The following is a 20,488-nucleotide window of genomic DNA, read 5'->3' on the forward strand; positions in this document are numbered from 1 at the left end:
TAACTTTAACAATTTTTATTTTTATCATTTGCAGATTAAATTGTTAAAAGGTGATTTTGAAAGCAATTAAATAAAATTCTTAGCAGATGTTTTAGCAGTATAAAGTTTAAAAAGCCTTAATTTTGCGGCTAGAAAAAAGACCCAATGATTTTACCATTCTTCAAAAAGATTCAAAATACGCCTACAGGATACCGCATTGCCAACACTGTTTTTTTCTTTCTGTCGGGTTTTGGTTATTCTTCTTGGGTTTCAAGAATCCCACACATACAGGCCCAATTGAAACTTTCTGAAGCCGAATTTGGAGCGGTTTTATTTGCTTTTCCAATAGGTTTAATGCTTACAATGCCCTTTACAGGAAAACTGTTAAATAAATACAGCAGCCGTTACATTATGCTGCTTGGAGCAGTTATGTTTAATGTTGCGTTGTCTTTGCCCGGTTTGGCCGCATTTGTTTGGCAGTTGGTCATCATACTTTTATTCTTTGGAGCTTCTCGTAATATTTTCAATTTATCGATTAATGCGCAATCTCTTGAAGTGCAGAAATTATATCCAAAATCTATTATAACCCGATTCCATGCGGTTTGGAGTATAGCTGTCTTTTCGGGCGCAGGATTAGGTTACGTAATGGTAACACAGCATATTGCGCCATCGCATCATTTATTGGGAGTAAGTGTTTTCATGCTGGCGCTGACGGCTTGTTTTTATCCGATGAGCATTCACAACGAACCTGTTCCCGTTAAAAAGAAGTTCTTTTCGATGCCAGAAAAAAATCTGATAAAATTTGCCTTGATCTGTTTCGTTTCGATGGCGTGCGAAAATACGATGTACGACTGGAGCGGAATTTATTTTGAAAATATCTTAAAAGCTTCTCCAAAACTAACCAGTGCTGCCTTTGTATTTTTTGCTTCGGCAGTAACTTTGGGACGTATTTTTGGCGATTATGGCGTAATGAAATTTGGAACTAAAAAAATACTGCTTTACAGCGGAATCTTAATAACAACAGGTTTCGGAATTTGTTTTATCATGCCGTATGCTTACCCAACTATTTTCGGTTACGTTTTAATTGGATTTGGGGTTTCTTGCGTAGTTCCGCTAGTGTTTAGCATTGCTGGAAGATCATCAAAATTAAGCAGCGGTTCTGCTTTAACTTCGATATCCACAATTGGCTACCTCGGATTTTTATTGGTGCCGCCAATGGTTGGTTTTATCTCTGAATACCTGAGTATGAAATGGGCGTTTCTTATTATGGCACTTCTCGGAATTCTGATGATTTTTATGGTGAATAAGATCGGGGAGAATGAGTGATTTTTTAAGGTGCTGAGGTTCTGAGATGCTGAGGTTCTAAGGCTTTCTTTTACTGAGTTTTATTTTGAAAATATAGTTAAGGATTTAAAAGTTAAAGATTATGTGTTTCACCATAACTCCACTGTTTAATGGCTAATTGGATATTTTTAGAATTATATTCAACTGATATTTTATCTACAATTCCATCAAAGCCATCGAAACCATTTAAAAGTACTGCAATATCTTCCATTCAAAAATGTTTTTTGAGATAGATTTTTAGTTTATTTCTTCGTCATCACAAACTTCTCAGAACTCGGTTTTCCGTTCAAATTCCCAGAAATCTCTGCTGTTAAAGTATTATTTACACCTTTTGTATACGTGATTTTTTGAGGATAATCGTGTTTTGGATTTTCAAAAACCAATTTTTGTTCTGTTTCAGAAGTAGAAGGAAAGAAAACCGGTTTATCGTCATTCTGTCCTTTTACGGTTGCTTTGTAAGTAAGCGTTTCGCCTAGCTGCGCAAGAATAATAGTTTCAAAGTGCAAAGTGTCTTTTCCTTTGATGAAATAAGAAGAAGCGCTGAAAGTGCTGTCGTTTAACTTTTGCCAGTTTTCAGATAAAACTCCTTCAGGAGATTTATTTTCCCAGTTCCCGATTAGCCAGTCGGCTTTTTTGATTTTATCTTTTTCTACCGTTTCTTTTTTCTGGCAAGAAACTGCAGCTAATACAAGTGCTAAAAGAGTAATTTTCTGAAACATATTTATAAGGTTTTTGATAGCACTAATGTATGAAAAAAATGTTTGCCACGAATTGCACTAATTTTCACGAATTAATTTTTTGATATCTGCCACAGATTAAAAGGATTAAAATGATTTTGTCTCACGCAGATTTAAAAAGATTTAAGCAGATTTAATAATAAATCAAATTAAATCTGTGTGAAATAAATTCGTGGAAATTTGTGCAATTTGTAGCAAAAAAAACATTTTAATCCTTTTAATCTGTGGCAAATAATAAAGACACAGTAATTTTAAAAAATAATTCGTGAAAATTCGTGTAATTCGTGGCTAAAAAAAAATCAAACACTTTCACTCAAAATAGAATAAACCAATTCCTTAGTTGGTTTTTGATCTTTTAGTTTTTCTCGAACTTCATCAAAAGTGACTTTAAAATCACAGCCCGATTTGTATTCGGCGCAGCCATAAGCCGTTTTGCCTTTTAGAATAGTTCCCTTTTTGCATTTCGGACACATCAAAGAATCTGAGTTTTCTTTTGGCTCTGCTTTTTTATCGGTTTTCTTTGGCTCTAATTTCAGTTTGTAATTTTCCTCAAAACGAATTAAACCTTCAACGGTTCCAGAATCGGTTTTAAAACCTTTTATGTTTACCGTAGAGCCTTTTTGAACCAGTCTTAAATACTGGCTTTCCGTAATTTTTTTATCATGGAAAACAAAAGGCAGTACAAAATCACAACCCGATTTGTACTCGCTGCATCCAAAAGCCGATTTTCCTTTCAGTATATTTCCTTTTTGGCATTTCGGACAAGTTTCTGCCGAAATTCCAGAAGCTTTCTTTTTCTCTTTTTCAGCCTTTGCCACAGGTTTCTGAATCGTTGCAGCATGAGAAATATTGGCGTGTTTGGTTTCGCTTCGAACTTCATAGACCAATGATTCCACCATATGTTTCATATTTCTGATAAACGCGGCAGCCGTAAAAGTGCCTTTTTCAATATCTTTCAGCTGTTTTTCCCAAGTTCCTGTTAGTTCTGCTGATTTTACCAATTCGTTCTGAATCGTATCGATCAATTGAATTCCAGTTAAAGTCGGTAAAACCTGTTTTTTGTTTCGGACTATATATTGGCGTTTGAAAAGTGTTTCAATAATATTCGCACGAGTTGACGGACGCCCGATTCCGTTTTCTTTCATCAATTCGCGCAAATCTTCGTCGTCAACCTGTTTTCCAGCCGTTTCCATAGCGCGCAGTAAAGTCGCTTCAGTAAACTGATTGGGCGGTTTGGTTTCTTTTTGAAGAAATGACGGTTCATGCGGACCTTTTTCACCCACCGTAAAACTGGGTAATAAATCGGGTTCTTTTTCTTTTGCGTTCGTACTGAGCGAAGACGAAGTATCAAAAACAACACGGAAACCTTTTTTCAAGATTTCTTTTCCTGTTGCTTTAAAAGTCACATCGGCAGCTTTTCCGATTACCGTGGTATTGGCAACAAGACAATCATCGTAAAAAACGGCAATAAAGCGTCTGGTGATAATATCATAAACCTGCTGCTGATTATGAGGCAGATTGTTTTGAATTCCGGTTGGAATAATCGCATGGTGATCGGTTACTTTTTTGTCGTTGAAAACCTTTGGCGATTTCTTGATTTTTTTCTCTAAAATAGGCTGGGTCAATTCGGCATAATTGGTCAATTTCTGCAAAATTCCCGGCACTTTAGGATAAATGTCATTTGGCAAAAAAGTCGTATCAACTCTAGGGTAGGTGATTACTTTCTGCTCATATAAAGTCTGAGCAATTTTCAGCGTTTCTTCTGCCGAAAATCCAAATTTCTGATTGCAATAAACCTGCAAACCTGTTAAATCAAAGAGTTTCGGAGCATATTCGTTTCCGTTCTTTTTATCTACAGAAACAATTTCAAAATCGCTTTCTTTTACTTTTGCAGCGATAATTTCTCCATCTTCTTTGTTTAAAAAACGGCCTTCTTCATAACTGAAAAGCGTTTCCCTGTACAAAGTCTGCAATTCCCAATAAGGTTGGGGTTTAAAGTTTTCAATTTCTCTAAAACGGTCTACAACCATTGCGAGCGTAGGTGTCTGCACACGCCCGATAGACAAAACTTGTTTGTAGCCGCCATGTTTTACAGTGTATAAACGTGTGGCATTCATACCCAGCAGCCAGTCGCCAATAGCTCTGGAAAATCCGGCGTAATATAAATTGTCGTAATTGGCTGATGGTTTTAGGTTTTCAAAACCTTCTTTAATTGCTTCAGTAGTTAGCGATGAAATCCATAAACGCTGAATTTCGCCTTTGTAATGCGCTTCATTCATTACCCAACGCTGAATCAGTTCTCCTTCTTGTCCAGCATCCCCGCAGTTAATGACCACTTCGGCTTTTTCAAAAAGGCTTTTAATAATTTTAAACTGTTTCTGAATTCCTGAATTCTGAACCACTTTGGTTTCAAATTTTTCAGGAAGCATTGGCAGATTGTTCAAATCCCAACTTTTCCAGTGCGGTTTGTAATCGTTGGGTTCTTTTAAGGTGCATAAATGCCCAAAAGTGTATGTCACGGCATATCCATTACCTTCATAATAGCCGTCATGTTTGGTATTTGCGCCCAAAACAGATGCTATTTCACGTGCTACACTTGGTTTCTCAGCAATACAGACCTTCATTTTTTCCTTTTCTTATTGAAAGAGCGAAAATAGGGATTTTTTGCTGAAAAGTTGCTAAGGTTCTAAGATACTAAGGCTCTAAGTTTTTCTGGACTGTAATTCTCATTCTTTGTCTCCCTGAGCGGAGTCGGAGGGTATGACTAATGATAATAAGTTGTTTACATCAAAAAAGGGCAAATTTTTATTGGCTTGAATTTTAATTAAAATTCGGTTGAAAAAGTTAAGTTGAATTCTGGTTTTTTGATGGCGAGCTCTTGGCATTTTTTTTCAAACTCCGTTTTATTGAATGGTCCAAAAATTGGCTTGTCTTGAAAAATGCTTTTTGTCCTTTCAATAATATAATAGTTGGTTATGCTGATGTTTATTTTTTCTTTGGAGTTTTCTAAAAGCGGATGCTGTTTGGAATAAATATATTTCGAGTTATACCCTGTGGCAAAAACAAATGCAGGAATTAATGTTTCTCCTTTTTTTAAAGATCTTGATTCATGCACATCAATCCAAAGAACTTCATAGTCATCGATAATCGTTTCGACTTCATAATCGTAAAAACCAAAGCAAGAAGTTAATATAATAGAGGTTAGAACTGCAAAAACGATTTTTTTCATGCGTTTAAAGGCTCTTTTTGTATAATTTATTTGATATGTTAAAAACTGATTTGAATACTTGTAGAACAGATTAGCTTTATATTTTAAAAATATCAATTCGTTTCATAAAACCAATTTCCGATTCCAAAAATTGAAGTTTTGTTTTCACAATTTTGTCACTTTTATCTCTTGGGTTTTTAGTGATAAATCTTGCCGTTGAATTGTTAAAATCTAGATTGTATTTTTCGTCTGAGTCTGTTTTTTTATCTGAAGAGAAAGTAATTAAATTGTCTTTTGCATTCCATTTTCCTTTTGCGTATTTATTGACTTCTTGCGGAGTTCGCCCTTGTATATTGGAATAATAGTGAAACTCAAAAGTTCCGTCTGGATTTAAAGTCATTTGATATTCAATTTTATGATCTTCGCCAGAAAGCGAACGAGTGTAATCGCCTGCAAACTGATTAGACTGTGCAAATAAATTTAGTTTTAAAATTAAAAGTAACGCAGCTAGTATTAGTTTCATGGGTTTGGTTTTTCGGATGATTTTAAGAGTTTTTTTCAAAAATAAAAGGTTTTAAATCAAAATCCTTACGTAAAACCGTATTGTAAATTTTATAGTTTTTTTATTGTCAAAAAAAATGTATCTTGCTGAAAAGATTAGAATTAATACCGTAATGATCACTGCAAATTTTTATTTAATAAACAGCTGTCTGATGTGCTTAATGTGCACATTGCTGTATTTGCATGACGATACTTTCTTGAAAAGCTCAAAAGAGTTTATTTCTTTTGCCCTGTCACAACTCTAGACAGGGGATATTTTTTATAGCTTAATTTTTTATTATTTAATCTCATTTTTTTTTAGGATATGATGGTATTGAACAGTTCGCTTTGCGTTCTGTTCAGTAAAGAGTTGCGTTATATTTAAGAAAAAAATGAAGCATACAAGAAAGTCATGTCACATATAATTTTAACCACAGGAACCTACGATTTAATTAAAGATCACGTAAGAAGAAAAAAAGTAACCGCTCAAGAAGAAGAGCTTTTGTTAGGCGAACTGAAATATGCCTCTCAGGTATTGCGAAAAAATCTGCCTGAGGATGTTGTTTCGATAGATCGAAAAGTGACTTACAGAGACCACATTAATAACGAAGAAAAAACCATTCTTCTAGTAGGTCCTGAAAAAGCAAAAGTGAGCAAAAACAAAATTTCGGTTCTTTCAGACGAAGGGATTGCAATGATTGGCTACAAAGAAGACGATATTATTGAATGGCCTGCTAAAAAAGGAAATCTGAAACTAGAAATTTTAAAAGTCGAAGAATAGGTGTAATACGTTTCGTTTTAAGTTTAGTAACAATCCCAAAAGAGATTTCTTTTGGGATGTTTTTATTGCTTACGAATTAAAAATAATCAGCAATATAACAAAACTTCCTAACGTTATACCTCCAATCATGTGATTTCGATCGCTGTTACCATCTCTTTTTTTGATACTGCCGCCTGCCGACCAGAAACTTGAAAATGTTCTAAAATCATTATCATTGGAAAGAGTCCATAAATTGAAACCTAAAAATCGTGTAGAAGCTCCCAAAAACTCTAGAATAATTCGCCCAGATATTATTTCTTCAAGATCCATTATTTAATTATTTATCATAGGATTCAAATTCTCATCTTTATTGCGCAAATCCAATCCGCCTTCATAAACCGATTTCAGATTGGTCAAATAAAAATGCCAGCCGTTGGAACAGCCCAATCTGATGTATTGTTTCGAATAATCATCTGTTGGAATATTATGATGGCGAAGTTCAATAATTGTGTAGCCATTTGTTTCGCTCAATTTTACATCTACCAGACAATTTCCTTCAAAAGTAAACTGCAGATAGTCTTTTCCGTTGGCAGCAGTAATTTTTCCTTTCATTGAGTCGTTGTACAAGTACCAAAGCCATTCATAAGTAGAACCTTCTAAAATATTTTGGTCTTTGCCGATTGGATCTTCAGTAGCATCAAAAAAAGATACTTTTTCTAGAAACCATTTTTCCAGTTCATTTGCAATTGTCCAGGCATTATAAATGTCTGTAAGTTTTGCCTTAACTGCTATTTTTTTCGTGAAAGATGTCCAGTCGAAGTTTTCCATTTGATATCAGGTTTTATTGCTTTATCAAATATAAGATATTTCGTGTCGGTTTTGGTACTAAAAAAAGCATTGTAAATCTCGAGGCGATTTATCAAAATCCGTTCATTGAAAGCTTAAAATAATTAAATTCGTTCTTCTCAATTTAATCATAACCAATTATAAATGAGTATGAAACAAGCTGAAACTATAGACGAAGTTATTCTGTTTTTGGATGAAATAATAGAAAAATCAAAAATAGATCAGAGCAATTTAGGGTTATTTGCTATTTTATATCGCGAAGTTACGGTAAGAGTAAAAGAAGGTATTCTGGCTGGTTCTTTTCAGAATGGCGAAAGAATGGAAAAACTCGATGTTATTTTTGCTAACAGATATCTAAAAGCGTATTATCAATATCAAGCCAAAGAAAAACCTTCTGAATGCTGGGCGTTTGCTTTTGAACAAGCCGAAAATTTCTGGCCAATAGTTTTGCAGCATTTATTACTCGGAATCAACGCGCATATAAACCTCGATTTAGGAATTGCCTCAGCAGAAGTCAGCACAGTAGAAAATATCGAGGATTTAAAAGCCGATTTTGATAAAATAAATTTCATTCTGAGCAGTTTGGTTGGCGGTGTCGAAAAATGCTTAATTAAAATTTGGCCAACACTTACGTGGATATTAAAAGTTACAGGCAAAGCAGACAATTTCTTTATAGATTTCAGCATGGAAACAGCAAGAAACGGCGCATGGAAATTTGCCAACGAATTTGTAGCAGTTCCAGAAAGCGAAAGAGAAGCCTGCACACAGCTAAGAGACCAGCGAATAACCGAAATCGCCCGATTGGTTTCGAATCCGGGTTATTTTGTGAGTGCCGTTTTTAAATTCATTCGCTTATTTGAAAGAGGAACTATCGCTCAAAAAATAATCGATATGCAAATCATGGAAGAAAAAAATATGGAATGTGTCGTGGCTTGATTTACAGTTACGTTTAAATGGTTTCAGTTGAAAGTTTTTTTTCAGAATCGTTAGTTAGAGCAATTACCAACGCAATTCCGCAGAAAAGTAAAGCAATAATAGCGCGTACAATTTCATTTCCGCCACCCACAGTCGGATTTGCAATAGCATCTTGTAGGTGGAAAAAAAGTACAAAAAGTAAAAGCATTAAAGCTAAAAGAAGCGAAATTGGTTTTATCCAAAGCTTGAAAATAATCGCAATGCCCGAACAAATAAGTGCAACACCTACAAAATAAGTCCAAAACATTGTTCCTGGCAGCCATTTAGGAACCATTGTTGACACAAACTCAGCAAAAAGAAAATGGCTTAAACCAAACAAAAGCATTAAAAGCGAATAGAAAATTCGCCCAACTGGAATAAGTTTTTCTAGAAATGAGTCAAATTTGCTTTCGCTTTTGTGCGCACTATACGAACCCGCCAATACAAACGCTCCACCGCTATATGTTAGTTCTTCAATAGCATTGATCCAAATTTGTGTAGCGTTGGTTTTATCGGTATTAAAAACGAAAATAAAAGGCAGATGAGAAACAATAAAAGCGGCAAGAAAAGCAAAACCTAAATAGAGACAGACTTTTTTGGCATCTATAAATTTAATGGTAACGATTCCTGAAATAATGATTCCTGCCAATATTAAAATGATTCCGGTAAGGATGGAAAAAACAGGATATTCATGTGCCCAAGCGGGAAAAGGAGATAAAATTTCAGATCGAAAATCTTTAATAATAAGCTGATGCACTCCCAAGGCAATGATACCGATACCGTAAAATAAACGGCCGATTTTAATAAGTCCTTTCATTAATAGTGGTTTTAGATAGTAAATTTGTTTTTGGTATGACCAAATATATAAATTTATTGACTAAAATACTGATTTAATGAGGATTGTATTTTTTTTATTTTGTCTTTTAATTCGTTTCGAAGAAAAACAATTAAGAAGCATGGAAACACAAAATAAAGGAAGAGCAGATTACTGATGTAAAAAAAAGCGCAAAATAGTAGACATTTGCGCAGTTTTTTTTAAATATGAACTTTTTTATGAGGTGTTATAATCCCGTAATGTTGCGTTTAGAATATTGGGTTGGAGGTAAATTTTCAATAGTTTCTTTTAGAAATTCAAACTTCCCAGTTCCAAGGTCATAAATCGCTCCAACAATCAATAACTCACCATTTTCATAAGCTCGGCTAAGTACTGGTTCTAGCTGTCTGAGTTGATTTACCTGATTGATTACGTTTAGATGTATAGCATTATGTTCATTATTTCCGGGCATATTTTCTGCTTCTTTAACCGCTGGCTTTATGGCATTAATCAGGCAAACAATATGACCTGGGGGAGCTTCGGGCCTTTTAATGGCGGCATGAACTGCACCGCAACCCGTATGTCCCAGTACTACAATAAGTTTTGTTCCGAGATTGAGATACGAGTATTCAATAGTTCCATAAGTAGCTTCAGCCATCACCTGACCAGCGGTTCGGCAAACAAATAGGTCGCCAAAACCCTGATCAAAAAGGATTTCTGCCGAAACCCGTGAATCTGAACACCCGACAATAGTTGCAAATGGATGCTGTCCTTCAGATAATTTTTTGATTACTTTATGATTCTGCCTTGGGAAAATACTTTTTCCGCGCTGAAATCTACTGTTTCCTCCTAATAACTTCTGCATTCCATAATATGGATTAGCATAAGCAGAATCGCGATTCACAATGTTGTTTTCTTTTCTCCAACGTATAGAATCGGTTATACTCTGAGCATATGTGTTTTGATTGGCAAAAAGAACGATAGTAAAAAATACAGTTATAAGATGTTTCATCAAGATATTTATTTAAATATTAAAGTAAAATGAAGGTCGCGCCCGTAAGGAGATGCTCGCACCAGCGGAAACGAAATTACTTGTAATGTTTTTGTAAATAATATCCTATAAGTTTTAAAAATAACAAAATAAGCTAAATCTTCTAATCACTTTAGGAATGTAACAACTTTACTTGAAATTCCCGTGCAATTATTACCAGAAGATGGAATGGAACTGTTGGATGGTTTCTGTAAGGTTCGTCTAGAATACTGATTTAATTTGTTTTTCGGTGCTGCGCAAATGTCTCCGACTTTGCGCCATTTTCACGATTATTAATCTGAAAACATAAACGTCTCAAAAATCTCTGACTTTATATTAGTCATGTCTTAAATTAATTATTTTTAGAACAATCAATAAAAAGTCGGAGACTTTTAAGTGGTTTTAAGATTTATATGAAATAAAAAACGCAAAGTCAGAGACATTTGCGTAGCGTTTCAGTTGAAGACTCGTGGAGCGGGATAAAAAAACGCAAAGTCAGAGACATTTGCGTAGCTTTTTAGTTAAACACTTCGTGTAGCGAGGGAAAATTACTTTACTATTGTTTTGAGTTGTAATTTAAAACCTTCAAGTTTAATTAAATAATATGTTGAAAATAACAATACCCATCCCATGAAAGTTAAAAGTAAATTGGTTAATGAGCTTCCTGTAAATTGTAAATATTGGCATAAAAAGCCAAAGAATAAAAGCAGGAAAAAATTATATAGAATCGCATTTTTTAAACTCATTTTGATACATCCTGTTAAAAAATTCCAATTTTCAAGATAATCTGAAATGATAATTTTTGAAGGATTCGATAAATCAATTACAACATTTTGAGAAAATTCAAGAGTTACAGTAATATAGCTGCTGTTTAATTTGTATTTATAATTGAATTTCTCTAACATTTCTACAGTTTTATTTAACTCTATATTTATCATTGTTGCTAGTTTTTATTTCTTAAAGATTTATAGATTCTTCCTCGTATGGAACAGTCTCATAAGGTATAGCTTCATTAACAAATAGTGAACAAACTCCTCCAGCAAGACTCTTGGAGAGTTATTTGAATATTTTACTCGCAAATAATTTTTCTTACAAGATGGTCAACGGCATAAGATTTTCCTTTATCTTTTAAATAGACAATAAAGTAATAATTTTTATTTGCATTGTCATTTTGGATAATACTATTTAGCTGGTCTCTACTAGTATTTATTGTTAATCTATTACTACTTGAAATAGGATTCGAACTAAAAAATATTTTTTTATTATTTATCCTAAATTTGAAACCTGATATTTCTTGATTGTTAGTGTTTTTTCTATACACGATTTCATCAACTTTCTGGTCAAATTCAAAAATGATTTTTTTCTGATTTTGTGAGAAAACTTGAAAGCTCGCAGCCATTATAATTGTTAAAAACACTAAAAAATTATTCTTCATTTTCTTATTCAATTTCAAAACTTGCTTCAACTTGTATATATTTTTTCTTGCCATCTTCAGTTTTGACTAAAAAAATAATGTAATCTTTGAGGTAGTCAGAAAGTTCATAATCTCTTAATTTTAATCTTCTATTTTCGTCGTAGAATTTAGATGATCTAATAAATTCTTTAAGACCAATTTCTCTTTTTTTAGTCTTGTAATTCTTTATCTTTTGAACTTCAGTAAAGTAAAAGCCTCCAATACGAGCACCACTCCCATCTTGTATATAATAATAGTTTGGTTCAGTATGTATAGTAATATAATTACCATCATAAGCAAAAAAAAGTGTGTCTTTTACTTTTTTTTGAGCTTGAAGATTTATTGAAATCATAGCTACCAGTAAAAGACTAATATTGGTTTTTAAAAAGATATTTTTAAACTTATTTTTCATGCTTTGATTTTTTATTCAATTTCAAAACTTGCTTCTACTTGTAAGTAACTTTTTTCACCATTTTCAGTTTTGACTAAAAAAATAACATAATTTTTAAGGTAATCCCAAAGGTCATAATCTCTTAATTTTAACCTTCTATTTTCATCATAGAATTTAGATGATCTAATAAATTCTTTAAGACCAATTTCTCTTTTTTTAGTCTCGTAATTCTGTATCTTTTGAACTCCTGTAAAGTAAAAGTCCCCGATATTTGCACCACTACCATCTTTTATGTAAAAATGATTCGGAATTTCTGTGTGAGTAATAATATATTGGCTATCATAAGAAAAGAATAGTGTGTCTTTTACTTTTTCTTGAGCTTTTACAAACCTTGGAAATAAAGACAAAATAATAAGTATGGCAATTTTCATATCGTTTATTTTTTATTATTAATTACCACACGGGCTTGTTTTGGAGAATTTCTCCACTCTACTAGCAAGAGCTTCTATAGATGCTTTTTGTGCAGCTGGTAATTCATTCCAAGCTTTTACATTACTGTCTCTCAACCCTCCCCACGCAAGAGCCTCGTAAAATGCATCATTTGGTGCTTCGCCATAGAATGCAGTATAAGCACTAATGTCAGCAGGGTATATTTAGATATTTTACTCGCAAATAATTTTCCTTACAAGATGGTCAACAGCATAAGATTTTCTTTTGTCTTTTAAATAGACAACGAAGTAATAATTTTTATTTGCATTGTCATTTTGTACAATAGTATTTAGCTGGTCTCTACTGGTATTTATTGTTAATTTATTACTACTTGAAATAGGATTCGAACTAAAGAAAATTTTTTTATTATTTATCATAAATTTGAAACCTGATATTTCTTGATTGTTAGTGTTTTTTCTATACACGATTTCATCAACTTTCTTGTCAAATTTAAAAATGATTTTTTTCTGATTTTGTGAGAAAACTTGCAAGCTCACAGTCATTAATATTGTTATTAAAATCTTTTTCATATTCTATGTTAATTACATTGTGTACTCCCCGTTGAAAGCCATGAGTTATATGTGCTTGTAATACTTTGTTTTTTTGCTTCTGATAATGCATTCCAAGATGCAGTCCCTTTTAGGCCTGCCCAAGCAATAGCTTCATACTGAGACTGAGTTAGTCCAGAATCATATCCTCTTAAAAAAGAAATAATTGTATCCATGTAATGAGCTGCCATTTGTTCATGCTGCATTCCATTTACACCATATCTTGTGTAATAGTCATAAAGACCTGGATAATTATGTTGTGTTAACATTTGATTTAATTTAGTAGCATCAATTTCTCCATTAACAGAAGACAGGCTTAATAGTTTTCTAAACATTTCAGCATGGATCATTTCGTGCATAAACGTTCTTGCTACATCAAGCCCTGGTCTATTCAAATTATTGAGATTAAAAGAAATATCAATAAGATAATTTGAAGGAGGACTTGTTTCTGCATTTACACCATTTGATATAGTACTACTTGCAGATAATTTTAAGTTTGCAACCGAAAAATTACCATCAAAATTACTTAGATATTTTTGAAAAGTTGCTGACCCTCCCAACTTAGCAAATATAGAAGCTAAACAAGGATTGTTCGAAAATGACGGATCAGTAATTATTATTATAGTTGTTTCTGTCGGATTTTTTGTCCCTGATCCGCCACCGCCTGCAATTGGTCCACCTCCATAAGTTGGTCCCCCATCATCAGAGCCACTTCCTCCATTGCAATATAACAATTTTATTGGTGAAAAAGTGCCTCCCTCGCTCCAATAACCTATAAAAGTATAGTCGTAATACTCTTCACGCCATTTTGCAGTTAATGACGGCTGAGTTTTTTGGCCATTCTTAAATTGAAAAGCATTGCTTTTGTTTGAACTTAAGTCTTGTATAAATATCTGGCCGTTAAAATTATCTTTTATAGAGTAATAACTGTAGTTTTTATCTGAGATATTAGCACTCTCACTTTCTGTAAATGCTTGGACATAGTACATTTTAAAGTTATTAGGTTCATTTTTTATAAATACTAAACGGTGATGGTCATTGTATAATTTTCCTTTTTCATCTGAAGTGCTTAAGTTTTCTTTGAGTGTAAAAGGCACTTCAATTACCTCTCCATCCTTGCCGTCTGATACGATGGCATTTTCCCATTGCAAACTGCCAATATATTGAAGAATAGAAGTATTGTAGTCTGCTTCGTGATTATTGAACCAACTTTTTGCTTCTGCAGTTGGTTGGACATTCAGATTACTGCTGTTATCCTCAGAGGCGCAGTTTGTAATTAAAAGAACGCATACTAGAAGCATACTGCCCTTTATAAGGCTTATAAATTTTTTCATAATAAAATGGTTAAATAGTTTAATTCTTACAAATGTAAGTGTTATTTTAAAAATTTTAGGAAAAAGATTACGATTTTATTGTAAAAATTACTAAAATCATGATTGCTATTTTGATTTTGGAAAGAAAAAATGGTGGATTTTTATTTTAAGTTATAACTAAACAAAATCGATTAGGTGAGATTGACTTTCTTTGCTTCAATAATTTTATAGAAAAAGTAGTGTTTCTTTTGAATATTTAAACTTTTAGCCCTGATAGCAGCGGCATCCTTTTTAGGGAAATAAAAACTTCTTAATTAAAATCGAGACTTTCTGCCTAAAAAGATATAGCGTCCCGAGGCTTCGGGAGCAGGAAATAGCTCCTAAAAATCACGCTAATTCCTCAAAATATTCAACTTAAAATCCCTAAAAAATCAACACTAGAATTTTCGATAAAAATTTTGTAATTTTGCAGTCCAAAATAAAGGAAAAACAAAATGTTAGATAGACTTCAATATGTAAAGCAGCGTTTCGATGAGATTTCGGATTTGATTATTCAGCCGGATGTTATTTCTGATCAAAAACGTTATAAGCAGCTTAACCAAGAATATAAAGGTATTAAAGCGCTGGTTGAAAAGAGAGAAGAGTACATTATAGTTTTAGCAAATATTGACGAAGCAAACGAAATTATTGCTGACGGAAGCGATGCTGAAATGGTGGAAATGGCTAAAATGCAATTGGATGAAGCAAAAGAGCGTTTGCCAGAATTGGAGGAGGAAATCAAATTTATGCTGATTCCTAAAGATCCTGAAGATGCGAAAAACGTTATGGTGGAGATCCGCGCCGGTACGGGTGGGGACGAAGCGAGTATTTTTGCAGGTGACTTGTTTAGAATGTACACGAAATATTGCGAATCTATGGGATGGAGATCATCTGTTGTAGATATGAATGAGGGTACTTCTGGAGGTTTCAAAGAGGTTATTTTTGAAGTTACGGGAGAAGATGTGTATGGAACTTTGAAGTTTGAAGCGGGTGTTCACCGTGTACAGCGTGTTCCGCAGACAGAAACTCAAGGACGTGTGCATACATCGGCTGCAACGGTTATGGTATTGCCAGAAGCTGAGGAGTTTGATGTTCAGGTAGATATGAATGATGTTCGTGTAGATTTTTTCTGTTCGTCTGGACCTGGAGGACAGTCGGTAAATACAACGAAATCGGCTGTGCGTTTAACGCACATTCCGACAGGATTGGTAGCGCAATGTCAGGATGAGAAATCGCAGCATAAGAATAAAGATAAAGCTTTGATGGTATTGCGTTCTCGTCTGTACGAAATGGAATTGGCCAAAAAGCAGGAAGAAGATGCTAAAAAGCGTAGTTCTCAGGTAAGTTCTGGAGACCGTTCGGCAAAAATCCGTACGTACAACTATGCGCAAGGCCGTGTAACCGATCACCGTATTGGTTTGACGCTTTACGATTTAGGAAATATTATGAATGGAGATATTCAGAAAATCGTTTCTGAGCTTCAACTGGTTAATAATATGGAGAAATTGAAAGAAGCTTCTGAGGTGTACTAATTGTGCACAGGTTCAAAGGGACATAGATGCAAAGGTTCAGAGGTTTTCCTCTTAGAACTCAATATATTTTTAAGCCGAACTTTTGTTCGGCTTTTTTTATGGAAAAAAGCTTAGCTTCTTAGTGGCTTAGCATCTTAGCGCCTATTAAAAAAAATCTATTTTTTTTAATTTTTTTACCTCATATTTGCTGTGCTAAAAACAACCAACTAACATTAATTTATGAAGAGAACTTTACTTTTATTTTGCTTCTTTGGAAGCTTTTTTTATGCGCGGTCGCAATCGTATTTCGGATTTAGGGATGATAATTATGCTGGAGTTCAAAGTGCTTTATTTAATCCGTCTAACATTGTTGAATCTAAGTATCGTGCTGATGTTACGCTTTTCTCTGCAAGCGGAACCGTGCAAAATGATTTGTATGGAGTTAATATTCTAGACGCATTAGATGGCGATTATGATTTGGCAACCGATGCCAGTAAAAATTTCAAATCGAACAACAGAGGGAATTTTAATGTCGATATGCTTGGACCTTCTTTTATGATGAATATTACGCCTGTGCATAGCGTAGCACTTTTTACGCGTGTGCGAAGTGTTACGAATCTTGTCGGCATAAACGGTCAGCTTATTGATGAGGTGAACAAAGATGTCAATGCTTCAAAAAACTTTTTAATCACCGGCGGGAATCCGAATGGGGTTACAAATTCTTGGGCTGAAATAGGAGCGAGTTATGCGACGGTTCTGATGGATCGTGACGATCATTTTGTAAAAGGCGGGATTACTTTAAAATACTTAATGGCAGGAGTAAACGGCTACATTAACGGAAGCGATTTGAGCGTAGCTTTCAATAAAAACAATACTGATCCTGCTATGAGCGAATATATTTCGACAGGAACTATCAGAACAGCTGCAAGTTACGATTATGCAAATGGAGATAATGCAAAGTTTGATGCAGCTTCGGCTGGAGTGGGTGTCGATTTAGGTTTCACGTACGAATACCGCACGAACTGCCATACTTGCGAGGGAAACCGTTACAAGTTTAAAGCAGCAGCTTCTGTAACTGATATTGGAAAATTAAATTATAAGAATATTGTCGAGAACACTTATAATATAACAGGAAGAGTAACTCAGGCAGATGTAGACAACGCCGATGATATTTTTGAGTTTTTTGATTCGAACTATACTAAAATCTCTTCTAAAAAAGGAGTAAAGGCAAATCTTCCAACGGCTTTGCACACCAATTTTGATTGGAATATCGATCAGAGATTTTACTTGAATGTAAGCGGTGATTTCAATTTAGTAAATGCTAAAAAAATAAACGGAACGGCAATTGCCAATTCTGTAACTTTTACTCCAAGATACGAGACTAGGCAGTTTAGTTTCTATGTTCCTGTAACCTATATGCAATACAGCGGAACAGCTATCGGAGCAGGTTTTAGAGCTGGCCCTATATTTATTGGTTCAGGAACTTTTTTTTCGAGTCTGTTTTCAAACAATTCAAAAGGGTGTAATATTTATGCAGGTCTGAAATTGCCTATTTATCAGGATTATAGGTAGGAAACGGGCAAAGGTTCAGAGTTGCAAAGGCTCAAAGGTTTAAAAAAAGGCTCAGAAAACACAAAGTATTTAAACTTTGCACCTCTGAGCCTTTGTAACTTTGTACCTTAAAAAAGGCTATACCCCTAAAAATACCCTTGTGTATTCAAAACATTTATATAGATTCGAGTAAACGTATACACCATTTTTTATTACTATTTCGCTTAGCTTTTCCATAATAATTAAATTAAGTTAGACAAATTACTCTCTTGATGGTTCGTATTGAGAATCTTCTTCATCTTCAGAAGACTCATGATGAGGTTTCGAAACCAGATTGGTTACAATAAGCTGAACGATTGAGCCAAGAATTCCTTTAAACATCGAGTCGCCTTTTCCGACAATAAATCTTTTGGCCAAATACCCAATTCCGATACTGATTGCCGATTGGGCAATATGACTTTTAAAACCAACAGTTTCGTTAATTTCTTCAACCGTGTTGCGAATCAGGTTAATCGGTTTCAAGTTTTCCTTAATGTCATCGATATGGTCTTTTATGGCACACCATTCTGCATCCTGGCGAACTTCTAATTCCTCAATTTTTCGATTTAACTGATCAATATTGTAAATGGCTTCCATAGTCTTTTATGTTTATTAATAAATTAAATCAGTTTTTTGTTTCTTTCAGAATGCTGGAGATAATTGTATTTCCAATCGGAGTTTTGATCAATTTATGATGTGATTTTACCACAATAATCACTAGAATGAGATAGAATAGTGCCATGATAAAAAAGCCGTAGTAATACTCTCCAAGTTCTTTTCCAATCCATAAACTTATCCCGATATTGAGGAACAAGGTAAAAAATGCAACAACAATACCAATCGCTATCTTAGATGCCAATGATGATGCACCATCAGCAACAGAACATACTGTTTTTAGTTTTAATAATTCTAAACTTGTTTTAGCATAGTTTTCTGCTTTCTCATAAAGATTTAAATTCTCGTTTGTTGTTGCATTTGGTTCCATGATATAGGGTTTTATGGTTTGAAAATTTCACTAATTAATACAACTAATATTAATAGTTTGATTTTACTGTTTTCACATCGTCTTTCAGTGTGTTGTAATCTTCTTTAACTTGGTTAAGTTTAGATTTTCCTTCTTCGATAATTTCTTTACCGTTTGAAGTGATTGTGTTTACGATGCCATCAAATTTTGATTTCAAGTTATCCCCGTAATCTTTTGATTTATCTTTGATTTTTTTTCTTGTGTTTGACCCTTTGTCTGGTGCAAATAAAACACCTATGAATGCTCCCGCCGCTGCGGCTCCTAAAATTCCTAAAATTGTGCTACTAGTTTTCATAATAAATAATTTTAAATGGATTAATATTAATAATTTGTTGATTTAATAAATGTGATTTTTAAACTTCGCGGCCTTTAATTAAGCGAAGCAATACGGCAATAATGGCGATTACGAGCAGAATATGGATAATGCTTCCGAAACTGTAGACAAAGAACCCTAGAGCCCAAAGTATTACCAGAATCACTGCTATGGTATATAATAAGTTTGACATGGTTTTATATTTTAGCGGTTAATAATCAATTTCTTGTTTAGTTTAACTTATACGAAAGGTATAATGTCAGGTTGCTGTTTTTTGCATCAGGAAAGGTGTATGTAGTTCCTGCAACAGTTCTTTCTTTACCCACAGTGGTCAAACCATAATTGTAACGCAATCCGATGCTGATGGGATTAAAATCGACCCCAACACCTGCAGAAATACCTGCGTCAAACTTGTTTAGATCGTCTGTGTCAATTTCCTGTTCAAAATCAAAGCTGCCATTTCCGCTTACTTTAGAACTTACTAGGTAAGAAGCATAACCACCGGCGTGAATGTTAAAGTTTTTAGTAACATTAACTCGAACCAAAAGCGGAAGCTCAATATAATTCAGTCTAAATTTTGCATCCCCACTTGCAAAAGCGCTATTGTATTCTAATTTTGAACCCTTTGTCGTAAATAAAAGCTCTGGTTGTATCGCAACAAAATCTGAGATAGGAAGCGTGGCATAAACCCCAGCATTAAATCCGTATAAAATGTTGTTGTCATCTACATCGTCCCCGCTGCCATATAGGTTAGACATATTAAATCCTCCCTTTACACCGAACTCGGTATTTACATTATTGTCCTGAGCGTGCAGCATTCCGAATGATGCTGATAAAAAAAGTGTTAAGGCGCATAAAAAATTGGCTTGTAATTTCATAGTAAAAAAATTAGTTAATAGATAGATAATAGGCGTTTATACATTTTGTTTTTGTATTCTTTCAGTCTCTCGTAAGAGTTTGTATTGTTCGGGTAAAAATCTAAGAACGAGTTCAAGTATTTCTTTATCGTTGGTTTCTCTGGAAATCTTTTCAAACAGCTCAATCTGATCGGATATCGTTTCTTTCATGGCGTTTAGATAGATATTGTTAAAATCGTTGCTGCTGGCATCTATGAGGTTGTACAGATCTCGTTTGTGCGTGGCATTTATTTCGGTAATAACGATAAGCTTTGATGTTGCCATTTTGGTTATTTCCTCCAACAATTGGCTTTCTTGAACTTCTATTCTTTTGCTTAGTTCCTGAACAATAACATCTGAACTTTTTTGTTGTGCAATTTGACTTTTGGAAATAATCGATTTGCTAATATTCGCCGTCGAAATGAAAAAGAAGACTTCTGTTTCTTCTCTGTCATTTTTTGCAAAAGCCTGATTTTTTAAAGTGTTTTCAATCGGATTAATCTTTCTGCAAGACGTCGTGCAGAGTGCTAATACGAATAAGAAAAAGACTCTAAAATATGCAGTCTTTAAGGGTGGGATTACTTTCATTATTGTTTCCTAAAGTATTACATTACAAAGATGCTAACGAATGAAAGATTTTGCTTTACAGCATAAAAAAGAAACGTTATATAATTCCCATAGTAGATTTATATAACGTTTTTTACGTGTT

General features: G+C 34.0%; 26 protein-coding genes. 5 read left to right on the forward strand and 21 right to left on the reverse strand.

From position 1 onward, the window contains the following. Positions 1-144 precede the first annotated feature (144 nt). On the forward strand, positions 145-1,305 hold the full coding sequence (locus tag N4T20_RS11400) for an MFS transporter (protein WP_260669281.1): 1,161 nt from the start codon (positions 145-147) through the stop codon (positions 1,303-1,305). 91 nt (positions 1,306-1,396) lie between these two features. On the opposite strand, the gene N4T20_RS11405 is transcribed toward N4T20_RS11400, so the two are convergent. The 5 genes from N4T20_RS11405 to N4T20_RS11425 all read right to left on the reverse strand — a co-directional run bounded on the left by N4T20_RS11405 (position 1,397) and on the right by N4T20_RS11425 (position 5,791). Next, positions 1,397-1,534, reverse strand: a complete 138-nt coding sequence (locus tag N4T20_RS11405; protein ID WP_260669282.1) for a hypothetical protein — start codon at positions 1,532-1,534, stop codon at positions 1,397-1,399. Between the two features lie 31 nt (positions 1,535-1,565). Beyond that, positions 1,566-2,042 (reverse strand): DUF6265 family protein, encoded by a 477-nt coding sequence (locus tag N4T20_RS11410; protein WP_260669283.1) that lies wholly within the window; start codon positions 2,040-2,042, stop codon positions 1,566-1,568. Positions 2,043-2,359: 317 nt separating this feature from the next. Further along, the gene (locus N4T20_RS11415; RefSeq protein WP_260669284.1) at positions 2,360-4,684 is read right to left on the reverse strand and encodes a type IA DNA topoisomerase; all 2,325 of its coding nucleotides are present in this window, start codon (positions 4,682-4,684) and stop codon (positions 2,360-2,362) included. A 200-nt stretch (positions 4,685-4,884) separates the two neighbouring features. Further along, a complete protein-coding gene (locus tag N4T20_RS11420) occupies positions 4,885-5,289 on the reverse strand; it encodes a hypothetical protein (RefSeq protein ID WP_260669285.1) in 405 nt (134 codons plus the stop codon). Positions 5,290-5,365: 76 nt separating this feature from the next. Beyond that, complete coding sequence (locus N4T20_RS11425; protein ID WP_260669286.1) at positions 5,366-5,791, reverse strand: copper resistance protein NlpE; 426 nt, start codon at positions 5,789-5,791, stop codon at positions 5,366-5,368. Positions 5,792-6,220: 429 nt separating this feature from the next. On the opposite strand from N4T20_RS11425, the gene N4T20_RS11430 reads away from it, so the two are divergent. Beyond that, positions 6,221-6,589 carry a GreA/GreB family elongation factor gene (locus N4T20_RS11430; protein WP_260669287.1) on the forward strand — a complete coding sequence of 123 codons (369 nt, stop codon included), beginning with the start codon at positions 6,221-6,223 and terminating at the stop codon, positions 6,587-6,589. Between the two features lie 69 nt (positions 6,590-6,658). Here N4T20_RS11430 and N4T20_RS11435 read toward each other — a convergent pair whose 3' ends face one another. Together N4T20_RS11435 and N4T20_RS11440 are read right to left on the reverse strand one after the other, a co-directional pair. After that, a complete protein-coding gene (locus N4T20_RS11435; RefSeq protein ID WP_260669288.1) occupies positions 6,659-6,898 on the reverse strand; it encodes a hypothetical protein in 240 nt (79 codons plus the stop codon). A 3-nt stretch (positions 6,899-6,901) separates the two neighbouring features. Next, positions 6,902-7,396: an SRPBCC domain-containing protein gene (locus N4T20_RS11440; RefSeq protein ID WP_260669289.1), complete on the reverse strand. Its 495-nt coding sequence runs from the start codon at positions 7,394-7,396 to the stop codon at positions 6,902-6,904. Between the two features lie 162 nt (positions 7,397-7,558). Here N4T20_RS11440 and N4T20_RS11445 point away from each other — a divergent pair, with 162 nt between their 5' ends. Beyond that, positions 7,559-8,350, forward strand: coding sequence for a DUF5995 family protein (locus N4T20_RS11445; RefSeq protein ID WP_260669290.1), 792 nt, complete (start codon positions 7,559-7,561; stop codon positions 8,348-8,350). Positions 8,351-8,363: 13 nt separating this feature from the next. Here the strand turns inward: N4T20_RS11445 and N4T20_RS11450 are convergent, their stop codons facing one another. The 8 genes from N4T20_RS11450 to N4T20_RS11485 form a co-directional block, all read right to left on the reverse strand. Further along, entirely contained in the window at positions 8,364-9,185 is an 822-nt protein-coding gene (locus N4T20_RS11450; RefSeq protein ID WP_260669291.1) for a DoxX family membrane protein, read from the reverse strand. A gap of 244 nt (positions 9,186-9,429) precedes the next feature. Then, complete coding sequence (locus N4T20_RS11455; protein ID WP_313771871.1) at positions 9,430-10,194, reverse strand: carbonic anhydrase; 765 nt, start codon at positions 10,192-10,194, stop codon at positions 9,430-9,432. Between the two features lie 566 nt (positions 10,195-10,760). Continuing rightward, positions 10,761-11,150 carry a hypothetical protein gene (locus tag N4T20_RS11460; protein WP_260669292.1) on the reverse strand — a complete coding sequence of 130 codons (390 nt, stop codon included), beginning with the start codon at positions 11,148-11,150 and terminating at the stop codon, positions 10,761-10,763. 131 nt (positions 11,151-11,281) lie between these two features. After that, a complete protein-coding gene (locus N4T20_RS11465; protein WP_260669293.1) occupies positions 11,282-11,647 on the reverse strand; it encodes a hypothetical protein in 366 nt (121 codons plus the stop codon). 4 nt (positions 11,648-11,651) lie between these two features. Further along, positions 11,652-12,077: a hypothetical protein gene (locus tag N4T20_RS11470; RefSeq protein ID WP_260669294.1), complete on the reverse strand. Its 426-nt coding sequence runs from the start codon at positions 12,075-12,077 to the stop codon at positions 11,652-11,654. 11 nt (positions 12,078-12,088) lie between these two features. Then, on the reverse strand, positions 12,089-12,487 hold the full coding sequence (locus N4T20_RS11475) for a hypothetical protein (RefSeq protein ID WP_260669295.1): 399 nt from the start codon (positions 12,485-12,487) through the stop codon (positions 12,089-12,091). A gap of 231 nt (positions 12,488-12,718) precedes the next feature. Next, positions 12,719-13,075: a hypothetical protein gene (locus N4T20_RS11480; RefSeq protein WP_260669296.1), complete on the reverse strand. Its 357-nt coding sequence runs from the start codon at positions 13,073-13,075 to the stop codon at positions 12,719-12,721. Positions 13,076-13,083: 8 nt separating this feature from the next. Next, on the reverse strand, positions 13,084-14,394 hold the full coding sequence (locus N4T20_RS11485) for a hypothetical protein (protein WP_260669297.1): 1,311 nt from the start codon (positions 14,392-14,394) through the stop codon (positions 13,084-13,086). A 506-nt stretch (positions 14,395-14,900) separates the two neighbouring features. On the opposite strand from N4T20_RS11485, the gene prfA reads away from it, so the two are divergent. Beyond that, a complete protein-coding gene (prfA, locus tag N4T20_RS11490) occupies positions 14,901-15,977 on the forward strand; it encodes a peptide chain release factor 1 (RefSeq protein WP_119789747.1) in 1,077 nt (358 codons plus the stop codon). A 219-nt stretch (positions 15,978-16,196) separates the two neighbouring features. Continuing rightward, positions 16,197-17,528 carry a DUF5723 family protein gene (locus tag N4T20_RS11495; protein WP_260669298.1) on the forward strand — a complete coding sequence of 444 codons (1,332 nt, stop codon included), beginning with the start codon at positions 16,197-16,199 and terminating at the stop codon, positions 17,526-17,528. Between the two features lie 240 nt (positions 17,529-17,768). Here the strand turns inward: N4T20_RS11495 and N4T20_RS11500 are convergent, their stop codons facing one another. From N4T20_RS11500 to N4T20_RS11525, 6 genes are read right to left on the reverse strand one after another with little or no spacing between them, the layout of a single operon-like run. After that, on the reverse strand, positions 17,769-18,143 hold the full coding sequence (locus N4T20_RS11500) for a hypothetical protein (protein WP_260669299.1): 375 nt from the start codon (positions 18,141-18,143) through the stop codon (positions 17,769-17,771). Between the two features lie 28 nt (positions 18,144-18,171). After that, positions 18,172-18,531 (reverse strand): hypothetical protein, encoded by a 360-nt coding sequence (locus N4T20_RS11505; RefSeq protein WP_260669300.1) that lies wholly within the window; start codon positions 18,529-18,531, stop codon positions 18,172-18,174. Positions 18,532-18,580: 49 nt separating this feature from the next. Next, entirely contained in the window at positions 18,581-18,865 is a 285-nt protein-coding gene (locus tag N4T20_RS11510; protein WP_129747360.1) for a YtxH domain-containing protein, read from the reverse strand. A 58-nt stretch (positions 18,866-18,923) separates the two neighbouring features. Then, a complete protein-coding gene (locus N4T20_RS11515; protein WP_111365189.1) occupies positions 18,924-19,076 on the reverse strand; it encodes a lmo0937 family membrane protein in 153 nt (50 codons plus the stop codon). Positions 19,077-19,113: 37 nt separating this feature from the next. Further along, on the reverse strand, positions 19,114-19,761 hold the full coding sequence (locus tag N4T20_RS11520; protein WP_260669301.1) for a porin family protein: 648 nt from the start codon (positions 19,759-19,761) through the stop codon (positions 19,114-19,116). A 36-nt stretch (positions 19,762-19,797) separates the two neighbouring features. Further along, positions 19,798-20,367: a DUF4142 domain-containing protein gene (locus N4T20_RS11525; RefSeq protein ID WP_260669302.1), complete on the reverse strand. Its 570-nt coding sequence runs from the start codon at positions 20,365-20,367 to the stop codon at positions 19,798-19,800. Positions 20,368-20,488: the final 121 nt, after the last annotated feature.

Source organism: Flavobacterium sp. TR2 (assembly GCF_025252405.1).
In the GTDB taxonomy this organism is placed as follows: Bacteria; Bacteroidota; Bacteroidia; order Flavobacteriales; family Flavobacteriaceae; genus Flavobacterium.